The organism is Sphingomonas albertensis (assembly GCF_014358075.1).
In the GTDB taxonomy this organism is placed as follows: Bacteria; Pseudomonadota; Alphaproteobacteria; order Sphingomonadales; family Sphingomonadaceae; genus Sphingomonas; species Sphingomonas albertensis.
Window position 1 is genome coordinate 57626 of record NZ_JACONT010000012.1, and the last position, 15758, is coordinate 73383.

16 protein-coding genes are annotated in these 15758 nt (G+C 67.4%); 6 read left to right on the forward strand and 10 right to left on the reverse strand.

All coding sequences use genetic code 11. From position 1 onward, the window contains the following. Window positions 1-101 precede the first annotated feature (101 nt). The 3 genes from H8S47_RS07675 (at window position 102) to H8S47_RS07685 (ending at window position 2584) form a co-directional block, all read left to right on the forward strand. On the forward strand, window positions 102-1601 hold the full coding sequence (locus tag H8S47_RS07675) for an MFS transporter (RefSeq protein ID WP_235982684.1): 1500 nt from the start codon (window positions 102-104) through the stop codon (window positions 1599-1601). Window positions 1602-1677: 76 nt separating this feature from the next. Continuing rightward, complete coding sequence (locus tag H8S47_RS07680; protein WP_187503312.1) at window positions 1678-1875, forward strand: hypothetical protein; 198 nt, start codon at window positions 1678-1680, stop codon at window positions 1873-1875. A gap of 43 nt (window positions 1876-1918) precedes the next feature. Beyond that, complete coding sequence (locus H8S47_RS07685; RefSeq protein WP_187503313.1) at window positions 1919-2584, forward strand: UPF0149 family protein; 666 nt, start codon at window positions 1919-1921, stop codon at window positions 2582-2584. A gap of 43 nt (window positions 2585-2627) precedes the next feature. On the opposite strand, the gene H8S47_RS07690 is transcribed toward H8S47_RS07685, so the two are convergent. From H8S47_RS07690 to H8S47_RS07700, 3 genes are all read right to left on the reverse strand, one after another. After that, window positions 2628-4115 (reverse strand): deoxyribodipyrimidine photo-lyase, encoded by a 1488-nt coding sequence (locus H8S47_RS07690; protein WP_187503314.1) that lies wholly within the window; start codon window positions 4113-4115, stop codon window positions 2628-2630. Window positions 4116-4186: 71 nt separating this feature from the next. Then, window positions 4187-5605, reverse strand: coding sequence for a sensor histidine kinase (locus H8S47_RS07695; protein ID WP_187503315.1), 1419 nt, complete (start codon window positions 5603-5605; stop codon window positions 4187-4189). 169 nt (window positions 5606-5774) lie between these two features. Next, window positions 5775-6440: a response regulator gene (locus tag H8S47_RS07700; RefSeq protein ID WP_187503316.1), complete on the reverse strand. Its 666-nt coding sequence runs from the start codon at window positions 6438-6440 to the stop codon at window positions 5775-5777. Between the two features lie 112 nt (window positions 6441-6552). On the opposite strand from H8S47_RS07700, the gene H8S47_RS07705 reads away from it, so the two are divergent. Next, on the forward strand, window positions 6553-7194 hold the full coding sequence (locus H8S47_RS07705; protein ID WP_187503317.1) for a hypothetical protein: 642 nt from the start codon (window positions 6553-6555) through the stop codon (window positions 7192-7194). Window positions 7195-7419: 225 nt separating this feature from the next. Here the strand turns inward: H8S47_RS07705 and H8S47_RS07710 are convergent, their stop codons facing one another. The 5 genes from H8S47_RS07710 to H8S47_RS07730 all read right to left on the reverse strand — a co-directional run bounded on the left by H8S47_RS07710 (window position 7420) and on the right by H8S47_RS07730 (window position 12328). Beyond that, complete coding sequence (locus H8S47_RS07710) at window positions 7420-7644, reverse strand: hypothetical protein (protein ID WP_187503318.1); 225 nt, start codon at window positions 7642-7644, stop codon at window positions 7420-7422. Continuing rightward, on the reverse strand, window positions 7641-8774 hold the full coding sequence (locus H8S47_RS07715) for a PepSY-associated TM helix domain-containing protein (protein ID WP_187503319.1): 1134 nt from the start codon (window positions 8772-8774) through the stop codon (window positions 7641-7643). The genes H8S47_RS07710 and H8S47_RS07715 overlap by 4 nt, the downstream gene beginning before the upstream one ends. Before the next feature lie 246 nt (window positions 8775-9020). After that, entirely contained in the window at window positions 9021-9914 is an 894-nt protein-coding gene (locus tag H8S47_RS07720) for an SDR family oxidoreductase (RefSeq protein ID WP_187503320.1), read from the reverse strand. Window positions 9915-9973: 59 nt separating this feature from the next. Beyond that, window positions 9974-11611: an OFA family MFS transporter gene (locus tag H8S47_RS07725; RefSeq protein ID WP_187503321.1), complete on the reverse strand. Its 1638-nt coding sequence runs from the start codon at window positions 11609-11611 to the stop codon at window positions 9974-9976. 42 nt (window positions 11612-11653) lie between these two features. Continuing rightward, window positions 11654-12328: a fumarylacetoacetate hydrolase family protein gene (locus H8S47_RS07730; RefSeq protein ID WP_187503322.1), complete on the reverse strand. Its 675-nt coding sequence runs from the start codon at window positions 12326-12328 to the stop codon at window positions 11654-11656. A gap of 126 nt (window positions 12329-12454) precedes the next feature. Here H8S47_RS07730 and H8S47_RS07735 point away from each other — a divergent pair, with 126 nt between their 5' ends. Then, the gene (locus H8S47_RS07735; protein WP_187503323.1) at window positions 12455-13549 is read left to right on the forward strand and encodes a catalase family protein; all 1095 of its coding nucleotides are present in this window, start codon (window positions 12455-12457) and stop codon (window positions 13547-13549) included. 1 nt (window position 13550) lies between these two features. Further along, entirely contained in the window at window positions 13551-14297 is a 747-nt protein-coding gene (locus H8S47_RS07740; RefSeq protein WP_235982685.1) for a metallophosphoesterase family protein, read from the forward strand. Here H8S47_RS07740 and H8S47_RS07745 read toward each other — a convergent pair whose 3' ends face one another. Beyond that, window positions 14298-14669 carry a PilZ domain-containing protein gene (locus H8S47_RS07745; RefSeq protein WP_187503324.1) on the reverse strand — a complete coding sequence of 124 codons (372 nt, stop codon included), beginning with the start codon at window positions 14667-14669 and terminating at the stop codon, window positions 14298-14300. It lies immediately after the preceding gene. 78 nt (window positions 14670-14747) lie between these two features. Next, entirely contained in the window at window positions 14748-15536 is a 789-nt protein-coding gene (locus H8S47_RS07750; RefSeq protein ID WP_187503325.1) for a hypothetical protein, read from the reverse strand. Between the last annotated feature and the right edge of the window lie 222 nt (window positions 15537-15758).

Sequence of the window (15758 nt, forward strand, 5' to 3'; positions counted from 1 at the left end):
CAAGGTATTCGTATGCATGGTTGTTTCGACAGCCGCTTGGCGTCAAGCCGCACCGGCAGGATCGTCGTGCAGACAAGCGACGGCCAAGGGAGAGCCGCGTTTTGAACGAGAAACCAGTCCAGGGCTTTGCCGGTCTGTGGAATATCAGCTTCGGCTTTTTCGGCATCCAGATCGGCTTCGCGCTGCAGAACGCCAATATGAGCCGGATCTTCCAGACGCTCGGCGGATCGCTCGACGACCTCTCCTATCTATGGGTCGCAGCACCGTTGACCGGGCTGCTCGTCCAGCCGATCATCGGCCATTACAGCGACCGCACCTGGACCCGCTTCGGCCGCCGCCGCCCCTATTTCTTCGCCGGCGCCGTGCTCGCCGCGCTCGCGCTGTTCGTGATGCCCGAGGCGAAAATGCTGTGGCTCGCCGCGCTGACATTGTGGGTGCTCGACGCCTCGGTCAACGTCTCGATGGAGCCGTTTCGTGCGTTCGTCGGCGACATGCTGCGCAAGGACCAGCACACCGCCGGCTATGCGCTCCAGACCGCATTCATCGGCGCCGGTGCGGTGGTCGGCTCGATCTTTCCGTTCGTGCTCGCGCGTCTCGGCGTGTCGGGCGATGCGTTGGCGGGGGTGCCCGATACGGTGCGCTACAGCTTCTGGTTCGGCGGTGCCGCGTTGCTGCTGGCGGTGCTCTGGACGGTCGGCAACACGCGCGAATACAGCCCCGACCAGATGGCGTCGTTCGCCGAGCGTGACGCGGACGAGGCACTGCCCGCACCGGTCCGCGCGCTCGCCAGTCGCGGCTTTGCGACCAGCATCGCCTGGATCGTCGCCGGCATAGCGGTGATCGCCGCTGTCCCCGAACTCGCGTTGCAGAAGGAAGTGTATCTGCTCGGCGGGTTGCTCGTCGCGTTCGGCGTCGCCAGCCTCGTCGCCATCGTGCTCGCGCGCGGCGGCAACACCGACAACGCGCTGAGCCAGATCGTCGGCGATTTCGGCGACATGCCCGACGTGATGAAACGTCTCGCGCTCGTCCAGTTCTTCAGCTGGTCCGCGCTGTTCATCATGTGGATCTTCAGCACACCCGTCGTCGCGCAATACATGTACGGATCGAGCGACGCGACGAGCGCCGCATACAATGCCGGCAGCGACTGGGTCGGCGTCCTATTCGCGGTCTACAACGCGGTCGCGGCGCTGGTCGCGCTGCTGATCCTGCCCCGGCTGGCAAAGCGGATCGGCCGCGTGAAGACCCATATCGCGTGCCTGCTGTGCGGCGCCGCGGGCTTCGCGAGCTTCCTCTTCGTACGCGATCCGACGCTGCTGATCGTCAGCGAAGTCGGCATCGGCATCGCCTGGGCGTCGATCCTCGCCATGCCCTACGCGATCCTCGCCTCCAGCCTGCCGCAGGCCAAGCTCGGCATCTACATGGGCCTGTTCAACATCTTCATCGTCCTGCCGCAGTTGCTGGTCGCGACGCTGATGGGCTCGGTGCTGAAGGCGTTCTTCCCCACCGAGCCGATCTGGACGATGGCCTTCGCAGCGGTCGTCATGGCGCTTGCCGCGCTCGCGATGCTGCGGGTTCCCGAAACTCGGGACGGCGTTGCGTGATCGGCGCTGCTCGCCGAGTCTGATCGCACGCGTTCCGACTTTGCCATTTTCGACCAACTGCTGCTAACGGCGGGTGATGCTCAAATCACGGATCAAGCGCCGCACGGTCGAGGGCGCTCACGCGGTCGCCGAACTTGCGGCCATCCACGCATCGATCGCCGCGCTGAACGACGAGGATCTGCTCGATCTCGCGGATATCTTCGCACGCGAGGCATCGGGAGCGCTCAAGACGATGGCCGCCGCCGAGATGACCAGGCGCGGCGTCAGCCTGTGAGTGCTCGCCAGATGCGCTGCCCGAGCGATCACGACGTGACGGCATGAAACAGCTCGCGTCCCGACTGCGCCGCCTCGACGATGCGCTCGCCGATCTGCCGCTCGAAGAACCGATGCTGCTGACCGAGCTGGACGGGTTTCTGACCGGCATATCGGTTTGCCCCGAAGCCATCCTGCCGGCCGAATGGTTGCAGGGCGTCTGGGGCTCCGACGACAGCGGCGTCGCGCCGTTCGACGACCCGCTCGACGTCCAGTGGTTTGCCGACGCGGTCATGGCACGCCATGCGGAGATCGTGCGCGACCTCGCCCGCGGCAAGCTGCGACCGATCTTCGACGTCGACGAGCGTAACGGCGACGTGTTGTGGGAGCTGTGGGTCGACGGGTTCGCCGAGGCGATGGCGTTGCGACCGGACGGCTGGGATGCGGTGGCGAACGGCGATGACCGGGACGCTGCCGCTGCGCTCGAGAGCCTGTCGAGGCTGATCGCTATCGCGCGCAACGAAAGCCCCCTCGATAGCATGGAGATCAACGCATTCGAGGATCGCGCGACGACCGATCTGGTCGATGGCGTCCAACGCCTGCACACGGCGCGATCGCGGCGCCAGCCGGACTCGCCGGCGCAGACGATCGGCGCGACATCGGCCAAGATCGGCAGGAACGATCCTTGCCCATGCGGGTCGGGCAAGAAATCCAAACGGTGCTGCGGCTAGCCGCTCCCATGTTCACCGGTACGACGCTGGCGAAGGCAACCGATCACAAGGGCGGTTTGCCCGTCAGATAAAGCTCGGTCGGCAGGCCGTCTGGCACCGTGGCATCGGGACGCGGTCTGGCCGCCGCTGCTTGCAGCCAATCGGGACCGCCGGGGCGGTGGCGCGTCGAGCCATCCGAGCGGGTCGGCACCTTGCCATAGACCGAAGGTCCGTCCCGGCCTGGCGAACCGCCGCCGAACGTCGCGGCGATGTTGCCATAGGTCGACGGGTCGCGCCCATCCAGGCTGAGGCGGTCGTTCAGATAGCAGGCGGTCGCCCAGGCTGTCTGCGGATCGGGAGTCATCGCGATGATCCGCTTGCCCCAGTACATGCGCAGATTGTTGTGCATCCAGCCGTCGATCAGGAACTGGCGCTGGCAGGCGTTCCACGTCTCGTCCCGGGTTTCGCCGTGGATCAGCGCGTCGAGCGTCTCGATATCGGGGCGCGGATCGCCCGCATGCGCTTCGAGCGTTTCCTGTGCCCATCCCGCGATCCGGTCGTACCGTTCGGGCGCTGTCAGGGCGCGCGCCTGATAGTGGAACCATTCGCGCCACGTCAGCAGTTCGTCGGCGAACTTCTCCTTGCTGGCGGCCGGCGCATCGGCGGCGTCGACCGTCGCCATCACTTCGCGCGGGCCGACCACGCCGAAGTGGAGATAGGGCGAGAGCATGCTCGCGCCGATCGGGTTGGTGGCGTCGTTGCGCGTTGCCGCGTAGGTCGGCAACACCGTGTCCATCAACCGCTCGAGATGTATCAGCGCGCCCTCGCGACCTGCTGGGAACATCGGGCTGACCGGCACACTGTGATCGATCGCCGCCGCCGCGACGAAGCGGTCGAGATCGGCATCCGAACACGCATCCAGCCGGTCCGGCGTATACGGCAGCGGTCCGTCATAGGGCGCTACCGTTGGTACGACATCGGTCGCTTCCTGCCAGTCGCTCCGCACCGGCTGATGGCGACGCCGAAACGCGGTGGTCGAACCGATGCCTTCGCCGAGCACGGCCGGCGGAACGAGGCATGCGGCGTTGACCGCGAAGACTGCGCGCTCGACGCGCTCCGCGAACCGCTCCGACTGCCATCGTGCGACGAAGGTCGGCTGGTCCTCGACCAGAACGGCAGCGCTGTCGGCCGCGAGGCGGTAGACCAGGCCCTTTTCGCGTGCCTTGGCTCGATCGACATACTGGATGCAGGCGACCCCGCGCTGACGACAGTCGCGTGCCAGATCGCGGCTTGCGCCGAGGATGAAGTGGTGCAGGCGATCGGAGGCGTAAGGATAATCCTCGCGCAGCCCGTGATAGACGAGGACAGGCAGGCCCAGCGCGTTGCCGAGATGGATCGCGGCGTCGATCACCGGATTGTCGCGCGCGCGCAGTGCCTGTTGCAGCCAGCACAGAACATAGCGGCCTCCAGGGCGGACATCGTGGGCGTTCAGCGCCTGAACGCGCGGCGCTTCGGACCAAGAGGATAACGAGTGGGGAAGGGGAGCGGGCATGGCATCTCAACCATCGTTGCGGCCCGCCGATCCATGACCGCGTCGATTGCTGCGCGGCGGTCAAACCCGGACTAGCGGTGCTGCGGCAAAACCAGGCGGACAAGCAGCCCCCCCAGTTCGGGCGAGCGACCGAGCGTGATCGTGCCGCCGTTCAGTTCGACGATTTCGCGGGTGATCGACAGGCCGAAGCCGTGCCCATCGCCGTGCTCGTCGAGGCGCCGACCGGGGAGCATCGCCTGCGCGATCGCGGTATCGCCGAGGCCGGTGCCATCGTCGGCGATCGAGAGCGAGAGGAGCGGACCGTCTGCCTCCGCGCCGATCGCGATTGCGCCGCGCGCGTGACGCCATGCGTTGTCGAGGAGGTTGCCGATCATCTCGTCCAGGTCCTGCGGGTCGATCGCAACGGCTAGGTCGGCAGGGATGGCGATCTCGAGCGCGATCGGGCGATCGGCGTGGATGCGGTGCAGTACTGCGACCAGATCGTCGACGGCGGGACCGATAGGAGTCCGGGTGCGGGCGCCACCGGTCGCGTCGGCGCGGGCACGGCCGAGGTGATGGCGAACGCGGCGGTCGATCTGGTCGACCATGTCGCGGACATCGTTATCGGCCCCTGCTTCGGCGAGCTTCAGCGAGAGCGCGGCGAGCGGAGTCTTCAGGCCATGCGCGAGGTTGGCGACATGCTGGCGAGCATGCGCAAGTCCGGCGGCGTTCTGGTCGATCAGCGCGTTGAGTTCGGTGACCAGCGGTTGCAGCTCGCCGGGTTGCTCGTCGGGGACGTGGCGTTCCGTACCGGCGCGGACCGCAGCAAGGGACGTGCGGAGATCGCGCAGCGGACGCAGGCCGAACCGGAGCTGGAGCAGCGTCGCCAGTGCGAGCCCGACGCCGAGCAGCGCGAGAGAACCGAGCAGCGGGATCATCGCCTCCCGCAGTGGTTCTTCGACGATCCGGCGAGGGCCGATCGCGGTGATCGTCACGGTGCCGCGCGGCGTCGTGACGTCCAGGGTGCGCGAGTGGAGGCGTTCGCCGCTGCGGTCGCGCGTGTCGCCGGCATGGAGTGCATGATCTTCGCGGCCACCGGGGCCGGGAGGACGAGGTGGCCCTTCGGGATCGGGTCGCGGTGTTAAGGGCGCTGCGTCGATTGGGGGCGCCGGCTTGGGAGCGGGGGGCGTGATCGGGGGCAGGGGGCGGGTCGTGCCGCTGTCGACCCGACCGGCGGGGCCTTCGACCTGCCAGGACCAGTCCGATCCGGGCAGGCCGAAATCCGGCAGGTCGACCGCGCGGGTCCGATCGAGGGTGGCGTCGGGTCGCACCGCGCGCGCCAGCACCGCGACCTGCGCATCGAGCCGCTCGTCGAGCCCACGCATCACGAAGCGCTCGAGCACGTTGCCGATCGTGATCCCAGCGAACAGCAGCGCGAACCCGGTCGAGAGGCCTGCAATGACGAGCATTCGCCCGAAGAGCGATCGCGGGACGAGGCGGAAGCGGGTCATCGCGCCCGACCGGATGGGCGAGATGATCCGTGTTTTACACGCCACCCCGGCGAAGGCCGGGGCCCAGTTGGAAAGACATTTATAATGGCGGACCGCGCTCCGTTAGCAACGTTCCCCAACTGGGCCCCGGCCTTCGCCGGGGTGCAGGCTATGGCCTGCATGATTCTCATCACGACCCATCCGCCGTCAGCCGGTACCCCCGCCCGCGCACAGTCTCGATCATCTGCGCGCCGATCTTCCGCCGCAACCGGCCGATGATCACCTCGATCGAGTTCGAGTCCACGTCCGCATCGCCCTCATAGACCCGCTCGATCAGGTCCGCGCGTTCGATCACCACCTCGCGGCGGAGCATCAGTGCGGAGAGGACCCGCCATTCGAACGCAGTGAGCTTCAGCGGCAAACCGTCGAGCTCGAACGTGCCGAGTTGCGCATCGAAGGCCAATGGCCCGCACGTCACGCGCGACGCGGCATGGCCGGCGGCGCGGCGGACCAGCGCGCGGAGACGCATCACCACCTCCTCGACGCGGAACGGCTTGACGACATAATCGTCGGCGCCGGCCTTGAAGCCCTCGACCTTTTCCGACCAGCCGTCGCGTGCGGTGAGAATCAGGACGGGGAGGTCGCGACCAGCCGCACGCCAGTCGCGCAGCACGGACAAGCCGTCGCGCTTGGGCAAGCCGAGGTCGAGCACCGCCGCGTCGTAGAGTTCGGTCGCGCCGAGGTGGCCGCCATCCTCGCCGTTGCTCGCGACGTCGACCGCGAAATGCTCCGCGCGCAGTGCCCGGGCCAACCCATCGGCGATCGCCGCATCGTCCTCGACCAATAATACCCGCATGCGATCGTCCCTATGTCCGAGACCACAACGGAATCTGAACGGCTTGGTTCAGCGGGCGTCGGCAGCGCGCGCCTAGAGAGTGATTCGTCAACCAACGAGAGGAAAGACGCAAGTGACCGAACATTCCCGCAGCGCCCCGAAGAAGGGCTTTAATTTTCGCCGCAACCGCCTGGCGCTCGCCGCCGCTGGCCTGCTCGCGGTCGGTGGTGCCGCCGGTGCCGTCACGGTCGCCGCCACGCGCCCCAGCGTGACCATGGCGCCCGCCACGCCGGTCGCGATCCGCTCGCTCCAGTCGAACGGCCAATCGGACGGCATCGTTACCATCCGCGGCACCGTCGCCGAGATCTACGGCAACAAGTTCGTGATGGCCGACCCGACCGGCCGCGCGCTGGTCGACCTGGGTCGTGAAGGCGAGGACGGCACTCTCGTCACCGCCGGCCAGCCGGTGACGGTCCAGGGCCGATTCGAGGATGGCTTCGTCCATGCCGCGTTCCTGGTCGGTGCAGGCGGCAAGGTGACCGCGCTCGGCCCCATCGGCGGCCCGCCGCGTGGTCCGGGTGGACCGGGTGGTCCGGGGCGTGATGGTCCTGGTGGCCCCGGCGGCCCGGGTGCGCCTCCGCCCCCAGCCGGCATGGCGCCTCCGCCGCCGCCGATGACCGCGGGTGCGGCCCCAGCACCGGTCGGTGCTGCGGCAGCTGCGCCAGCGCCAGCGCCGACGGCAACACCGGCCCCGCAGATTACGCCAGCAACGTGATTAGAATGGAGCCGGGTAAAACCGGCTCCATTTCCCGTTCCAGGCACCATCGAAGCCGCGCGGCAAAGACACCGTCATCCCCGCGCAGGTTTCACGATCCTGCCCCGTAAGGGGGAGGTGGCAGGCTCTTGCCTGACGGAGGGGGAGGTAAGGTGTAACTGCCGTTCCGTGTTCTCCCCCTCCGTCGCCTCCGGCGCCACCTCCCCCTGGCGGGGGAGGATTGGTTCAGCGGGCGATCGACGCGACTTTTGGGGCGGCGGTCTGGCGGGATTGCGTGGCGGGCTGGCGGACCCAGTAGCGGCCGGTTACCGCCAGTGGCAGCGCGAGTAGGAGCCCTGCGCCGACGTCCCAGACGCCGTCGCCGATCAATCCCGCGCCCAGCCCCGCGACGGTCGACACGCCCAGCAAAATCGGCAGCGCGAAGATCTGGCGGTTGGTCTTGTGGGTCATGCAATTTCTCCCGCCATCACGACTTCGCGGACGCGCTGGTCGCTCGGACCGCCGCGACGACGCAGCCAAAGATACAGCCCGCTGCCGAGCACGATGATCGTCAATATGTCGAAGATCGCCCAGACGATCTTCATCGCGAGGCCACCGTAATTTCCGAAATGCAGCGGCTGTGCGAGCAGCATCGCCTGCATGTACCAGGGCATCGGCACGACCGCGTCGAGCCGTCCGGTCGCGGCATCGACGAAGCCCGGCAGCAACAGCTTCGACGTCAGCGGCGTCGCACCCTTCAGGAACACGGCGTAGTGATGCTGGCTGCTGAAGACGACGCCGGGAAAGGCGATGAACTGCGGCTTCATCTCGGGCGCCTCGCGCTGCACCGCGTCGAGCGCCGCCTGCACCGACGCGCGCTGGGGCCCGAGCGGCGTGCGCGCCTCGCTGGCGATGACCTCGGAGAGGCCGTTCGCCTTCCAGATGGCGGTGATCGGCACGACGAAGGTGTTGATCGTCCCCGTCACGCCGACGACGCTCGCCCACACCAGCGTGACGATGCCGAGCAGATTGTGGCGATCGAGCCAGCCGAGTCGCTTGCTGCGTCCGCGCCGCAACGTGCCGAAGTCGAGCTTGGCCATGAACGGCGCGTAGAGCACGACGCCCGAGACGATCGCCGCGAAGAACAACAGTCCCATCACGCCGAGGAATATCTCCGCCCAGAAGCCGAGCAGCATGTCGGTGTGGAGTTCGAGGATGAACGCCATCACGCCCGGCACATAGGGCGGCATCTTTGCACCGGTACGCGCATCGAAGGCGTGGAAATGCATCGTCGCGGGCACTGCGTCGGGGGTCGGCCCAGTCGTGACGTAGACGATCGGCCGATCTTCGTCGAAGCTGATGTAGAGCGGCACCTCTCCGGGAGCCGCCTTCGCCGCCCGCGCAAGAACGGTGTCGAGCGAGAGCGACGGCGTGCCCGCGGGCAGCGTCGCCATCGGCGCGGGCGGGTTGATCCAGCCGTCGATCTCCTCCTCGAAGATCAGCGGCAGGCCGGTCACGCAGAGCATCAGGAGGAACGCGGTGCAGATCAGGCTCGTCCATTTGTGGACGAGATACCAGGCCTTGATCGTGCCACGAGTCATGCGCGGAACACGGTCATGATGGGGGAGAGGCGCTGGCGGATGATCACCGGCACACAGGTACAGATTTGATAACGATGTGCAATAGCGATGTGGAGGTAGGGTGATCCGTCAGATAATCCTCCCCCGCCAGGGGGAGGTGGCACCGCAGGTGACGGAGGGGGAGGAATGCGCAACCGCGGTGATCTTCACCTCCCCCTCCGTCTGGCAAGAGCCAGCCACCTCCTCCTTGCGGGGGAGGACCAAAGGTCAGGCGACTCCCGCGCCGCCCGTGACGCCGTAGACCTCACCGGTAATATAGCTCCCCTCCTGCGAGGCGAGCAGCACATACACCGGGGCGATCTCGACCGGCTGGCCGGGACGCCCGAAATGGCTCTTCGACCCGAACGTCTCGACCATCTCCTGCGGCTGGCCACCGCTCGGCTGCAACACCGTCCAGAACGGTCCCGGCGCGACGACGTTGGCGCGGATGCCCTTCTCGATCAGCTGCTTGGCGAGACCCTTGGTATACGCGACGATCGCCGCCTTGGTGGTCGCATAGTCGAGCAGATTGTCCGACGGATCATAGCCCTGCACCGACGCGGTCGTGATCACCGCCGCGCCAACGGGCAGATGCGGCACCGCGGCCTGCACGAACCAGTGCAGCGCATAGACGTTCGTCTTCATCGTCTGGTCGAAATCGTCAGTCGAGATATCGGCGACGGTCGGCCGCGTCTGCTGGCGCCCGGCGTTGACCACCAGCACGTCGAGACCACCGAACGCATCGACCGTCTGCTGGACCGCGGCACGACAAAACGCCTCGTCCTTCACGTCGCCGGGCAGCGCGAGCGCCTTGCGCCCCTCGGCCTCGATCAGCGCGACGACTTCCTTCGCATCGGCTTCCTCGGCGGCAAGATAGACGATCGCGACGTCGGCGCCCTCGCGCGCGTAGGCGATCGCGGCGGCGCGACCGATCCCGCTATCGCCGCCGGTGATGAGCGCCTTCCGCCCGCCCAGCTTGCCCGAGCCCTTGTAGCTCGTCTCGCCGTGATCGGGTTTCGGGTCCATCTTCGACGCGATACCCGGGGCTTCCTGCGGCTGTTGTGGGAAGGGGGGCTGCGGATATTGCGTACGCGGATCCTGCATCGTGAGCCGGTCGGCCATGGGAAGCTCCTGTCTGGGGGGAACAGGGGCAACCGATGGCCGATCGTTCAGGTTGCGCTCTACTTGAGCAGGATCAACGCCTTCGACAGCGTCATGTAGATCCCCCAGAGGATCGGCAGCCCGACCGCCAGCCACGCGAAGACGATCACCGGCGAGGTGCCGCCTTCCGCCGCGACCGTCCCGCCGCCCGCCATCGTCTCGACCGCGATCGGCCTCTCGTCCGCGGGCATGTGGAACTTCGCCGCGACCGGCCGGACGAACAGGTTCGCGACGAACCCGGCGACCAGCATAGCCGCCAGCACCCAGAAGATCGGCGGATAGATATCGCCACGCGGCACGCCCGCCGCGATCGCGCGGTCACGCATGTTCGCGACGAGCAACGGCCCGACCACGCCCGCGGTCGACCACGCGGTCAACAACCGGCCATGGATCGCACCGACATATTTCGTCCCGAACAGATCGGCGAGATACGCCGGCGCGGTCGCGAACCCGCCGCCGTACATCGAGGCGAGGATGCAGAAGACGAGGATGAACAGGCCGAGCGTCGTGCCCGCCAGCGCCGGTGCCGCCAGACCGTAGAGCAGCGCGCCGGCGACGAGGATGGTCGCGAACATCGGCTTGCGCCCGATCCGGTCGGACAACCACGCCCAGAAGAACCGCCCGCCGATGTTGAACAGGCTGATCGCACCGACGAACCCCGCGCCGACCGCCGCCGCCGCCTTTTTCTGGTCGTCGTCGAACGCGGTGAACAGCACGCCCGGCGCATCGATCAGGCGACCGCCGAACAGCTCCTGCAACATCGGCGAGGCGATGCCGATGATCCCGATCGAGGCGGAGACGTTGAAGAACAGCACCAGCCACACCAGCCAGAATTGCGGCGTGCGGTGCGCGTTCGACAGCGCGACGTTGAAGCGGCTGATCGAGGCCTTGGCCGATGTCGGCGCGGTCCAGCCCGCCGGCGCCCAACCCTCGGCGGGCACGCGATAGCCGATCGCGCCGGCCATCATGAACACGAAATAGACACTCGCGAGGACCAGGAACGTCTGCCAGACACCGACGCCTGTGGGGCTGGCGAAATGCTTCATCAACAGGTCGGCAAGCGGTCCGCCGATCATCGCGCCGCCGCCGAAGCCCATGATCGCCATGCCGGTCGCCATGCCGCGCCGATCGGGAAACCATTTGATCAGCGTCGACACCGGCGAGATATAGCCAAGCCCAAGCCCGATCCCGCCGATCACGCCCGACCCGATCCAGATCAGCCAGAGCTGGTGCATCGACACGCCGATCGCGGCGATCCCCATGCCGCCACACCAGCAGAATGCCGCGACGATGCCGGCCTTCCGCGGGCCCGCGCGTTCCAGCCACCCGCCCCAGATCGCGGCGGCGGCTCCGAGCACGACGAAGAACAGCGTGTACGTCCAGACGAGATCGCTCACCCGCCAGTCGCAGGTCGTCGTGGTCAACGCGCCGATCAGCGAGAGGTTGGGGCAGACGACCGGGTCCGAAATCCCGATCGCACGCGAGAGCGGCAGCCAGAACACGCTGAACCCGTACGCCATGCCGATGCACAGGTGGATGGCGAGCGCGCAGGGCGGCACGAGCCAGCGGTTGAAGCCGGGCGCGGCAACCGTGCGAGCCCGGCTCAAAAAGCCATCCGCGCCCGAATCTCGTTCGCCGTATTCCCGCGTGTCAGCCATGCCGCCCCCGTTTATTCGCTTATAATCGGGGACGATGGCCGATCAGGCGGCGAATGTCACCTCGAGCGGTTCGAACCCGTCGATCGTCGCGCGCACGGCTTGTCCCCGGCGGATCGGCCCGACCCCGGCGGGGGTGCCGGTGAAGATCAGGTCGCCGGGCGCCAGCTCGACGAAGGTCGACAGCGTCGCGATGATTTCGGGGACGCTCCAGATCATCATCGACAGGTCGCCCGCCTGGCGCGTCTCGCCGTCGATCGCGAGCGCGATACCGCCCGAGGCGGCGGGTACGCCCGGTGTCAGCGCCGCGACGGGGGCGGAGCGATCGAAGCCCTTCGCCATATCCCACGGCCGCCCGATCTTCTTCGCCGCCGCCTGCAGATCGCGCCGCGTCAGATCGACGCCGACGCCTGCCCCGAAGATCATCGCCGCCGCATCCGCGACCGCGACGTCCTTGCCGCCAGCGCCAAGCGCGACGACCAGTTCGACCTCGTGATGCAGGTCCTCGGTTTGGGGCGGAAAGGGCAGCGCGCTGCCGTTCTCCACCACCGCGTCGGCGGGCTTGGTGAAGAAGAACGGCTCCTGCCGGTCGGGGTCGGAGCCCATCTCGCGCGCGTGATCGGCGTAGTTCTGGCCGACGCAGAAGATCCGGCGTACCGGGAAGCGATCGGCCGAGCCGGCGATGGCGACGGTCGGGGCGGTGATCGTGGGAATGTGCATGATGGCTCCTTTTGCCGGCCTACATCGACGTCGGGCGCCTGCATTGCAACGACCGGCCGGCGCAACGGACCCGGAACGTCTGTCGGGTCGACGGGTTACCGCTAGGCACTAACCGGAGATACCCCAATGCCCAGCACCAACCCCGTGCGGTTCGATCCGTCGGTCGAAACGATCGCGCCCGACGAGCAGGAAACGCTGCAGAGCATGAAGGACTCGTTCCAGGAGATCCTGGAGACCACCTCGGAAGATTACGGCCATGCGGTCCGGTCGGTCCACGCCAAGGCGCACGGCATCGCGCGCGGCACCTTCACCGTCGCCGATGGCCTTCCGCCCGAACTCGCACAGGGTATCTTCGCGACGCCGGGCCAGCACGAGGCTATCATCCGGATCTCGACCAACGCCGGCGATATCCTCGACGACAGCATCAGCCTGCCGCGCGGCCTCGCGCTGAAGATCCTCGATGTCGAGGGCGCACGCCTGCCGGGATCGGAAGGCGACACGACGCAGGACTTCATCATGGTCAACGGCCCGGCCTTTTCCGCGGCGGACTCGAAGGCGTTTGCCAAGAACCTGAAGCTGCTGGCGAAGACGACCGATCGGTTCGAGGGCGTGAAGAAGGCGATGTCGGCCACCTTCCGCGTCGTCGAGTCCGCGCTCGAAGCGGTCGGCGGCAAGTCGGCGACGCTGACCACGCTCGGCGGCGCCAAGCCCGTCCACCCGCTCGGCGAAACCTTTTATTCGCAGACGCCGTTTCGCTTCGGCGACTATATCGCCAAGGTCGCGCTGTTCCCGGTCTCGCCCGAGTTGACGGGGCTTACCGGCGATCTGGTCGACATCACCGCGCGCCCGGACGCGTTGCGCGAGGTCGTCCGCGAGGAACTGGTCGAGCATGGCGGCAAGTGGGAGTTCCGCGTGCAGCTGAACACGGATCTTGAGAAGATGCCGATCGAGGACGCGTCGGTGGTCTGGGACGAGGCGGAGAGCCCGTTCGTGACTGTCGCCACGCTCGACGTGCCGGCACAGCTTTCCTGGGAGCATGGCGTCACCGATCATACCGACGACGCTCTCTCGTACAGCATCTGGCATGGGATCACCGCGCACCAGCCGCTCGGCGGGGTGAACCGCGTGCGCAAGGACACGTACATGCAGTCTGCAAGCTTCCGTGGTAAATTCAACGGCTGCCCGATGCACCAGCCGGCGAAGCTGGCGGACCTCGCCTGACATGACGATGGGGGGCCATACGTTGAAGCTATTCCACGTCAGCGACGTCCATTTCGGCGCGGAGGATCCGGCGGCGATCGCCTGGTTCTCCGATTGCGTCGCGCAGGAAAAGCCGGACGCGGTCATCATGACCGGCGACCTGACGATGCGTGCCACCAAGGACGAGTTCCAACAGGGTGGTGATTGGCTGCGGTCGCTCGGCGTGCCGGTGACGTTGGAGGTCGGCAACCACGACATCCCCTATTATTGGGACCCGTTCCGGCGGTTGTTCTCGCCCTATCAACGCTATGCCGCGGTGGAGCAGATGATCGAGCGGCCGCTGGAGCTGCCCGGCGTCACGGTGGTGCCGCTGAAGACGACCGCGCGGGCGCAGTGGCGGTGGAACTGGTCGAAGGGGCGCGTGAGCCCCGGCTCGCTCAAGCGCGCGCTGGCGATGATCACGGAGGTGCCGAAGGGCAATCTGATCTTCATCGGCGCGCATCATCCGCTGTTAGAAGGTGGAACGACCGGGACCGCGAAAACGCGTCACGGCGACGCGGCGCTGTCTGCGCTGGCGGAGGCTGGTGCGCATGCGGTATTGTCGGGCCACGTCCACGATCCGTTCGACATTCCGATCGAACGCGAAGGGCGGACGATCCGCATGATCGGTGCGGGCACCTTGTCGAAGCGCACCCGCGGCAGTCCACCCGCCTTCAACGAAATCCGCGTCGAGAACGGCCGTTTCGAGACGGTGCCGCGGACGCTGTAGTCAGCTCTTATAAGGATTGTTGAGCTCGGTGAGCCAGCCGGCGGCGGGCGGGCGCAAAGTGCTGCCGGAGGCCCGTCGGCGGCGCGCTTCGGAGACGTCGATCGGCTTCTGGAACGCCAGCCCTGCCAGCCCGCTCCGGACCCACACCACGTTGGCGGCGGCGGGGGCGACCGACCCGATCGCCACGACGACGACGGTGCCCGCCACGAGGTCCCCGGCCTGCGCGATGCAGACGCCGGTTTCCGAGATGTTGGTGACGCGGTGCTGGCTGGCGCCGTCCCGGTCGACGCGAAACACATCCGCGCTCAGCATCACGCTCGTCCGCGTTGCACGGGCAAGCGAGGGCGGTTTGTCGCTGGGATCGGTCGTCATGCTTTAAAAATGCCCGTGGTCGGTCCGAATTTCCAGAGCGTCGGCGATATTTCTGCGGAACGACGCCGTGGCGGACGACTATTTTTTGTCGCCGCCTTGCGTGAAATCGATCCGGATCTTGACCCAGGCGCCGATCATCGGCTTGCCGTTGATGCGGGGCGGGCGGATGCGGAACTGCCAGGCGCTCTGCCGCATCGCGCGGGAAAGACCCGAGCCGACCGGGGATTCGCCGAGCGACCGGCAGTTCTCGACTTGGTAATTCGCGATCGTCTTGCACGCGATCAATGCCCAGCCGCCCGGCGGCGCACCGTTGGGTAGGAACTCGGCGAGCTCGGCATGGGTGGGCTCGCGGTACCATTCGGCGTTGTACAGCCGCTGCCCGCCCGGCCCCTCGCCAGGACCATAGGCCGAACCACTGTCCTGACCCTTCCCCGTCCCGCTCCCCCCATCCCCGCCCGCGAGCTGGTCTTCGGGATGCACAGGCATCTTCGAGATATCGGCCGCATCGAACATTTCCATCCCGCCCAGCATCTTGATCGGCAGCGGCGGCGGAGATTTCGCCGGGGCAGGGGGCGTCTGCGCGGACTCGGTGCGCGGTGCCGCCCGCGGAGGGGAGCCACCGCTGGCGCGTTTCTGCTTGGTCGGCGACGGCGTGCGCTTCGCGGGGGTCGGCGTGCTTTGGTCGGGCGCTATCTGGAAGGTGACCGGATCGCGCCGTTCCTCCGGCTTGACGACGGCTGACGGGGCCAGTCGCAACAGCAGCAGGATGATCAGGATGTGCGCGATCACCGTCAGCACGAGCGCGGCACTGCGACGTCGCGTGGAAACGCGCGTCTCGCTCGACGAAGGATGGTACGCCGACCGCATCGGCCGTTCGCCTAGCCCGGCGGCGCTCGCCCCGCAACATGACAACGGCCTGATGACCAAGAGTTCATTCGCCGGGGGGCGGGGGCTGGGTCACCGCATCGTGGAGATCGGACGGCTGGCCACGTACGTCGTGCCCTCACCCTCGCCGCCTTCGGCGTCTCCCCCTCTCCCGATGGGAGAGGGAAGGAGCCCGTTCGAGCAAACGAAAAAGGCCGCCGCCCG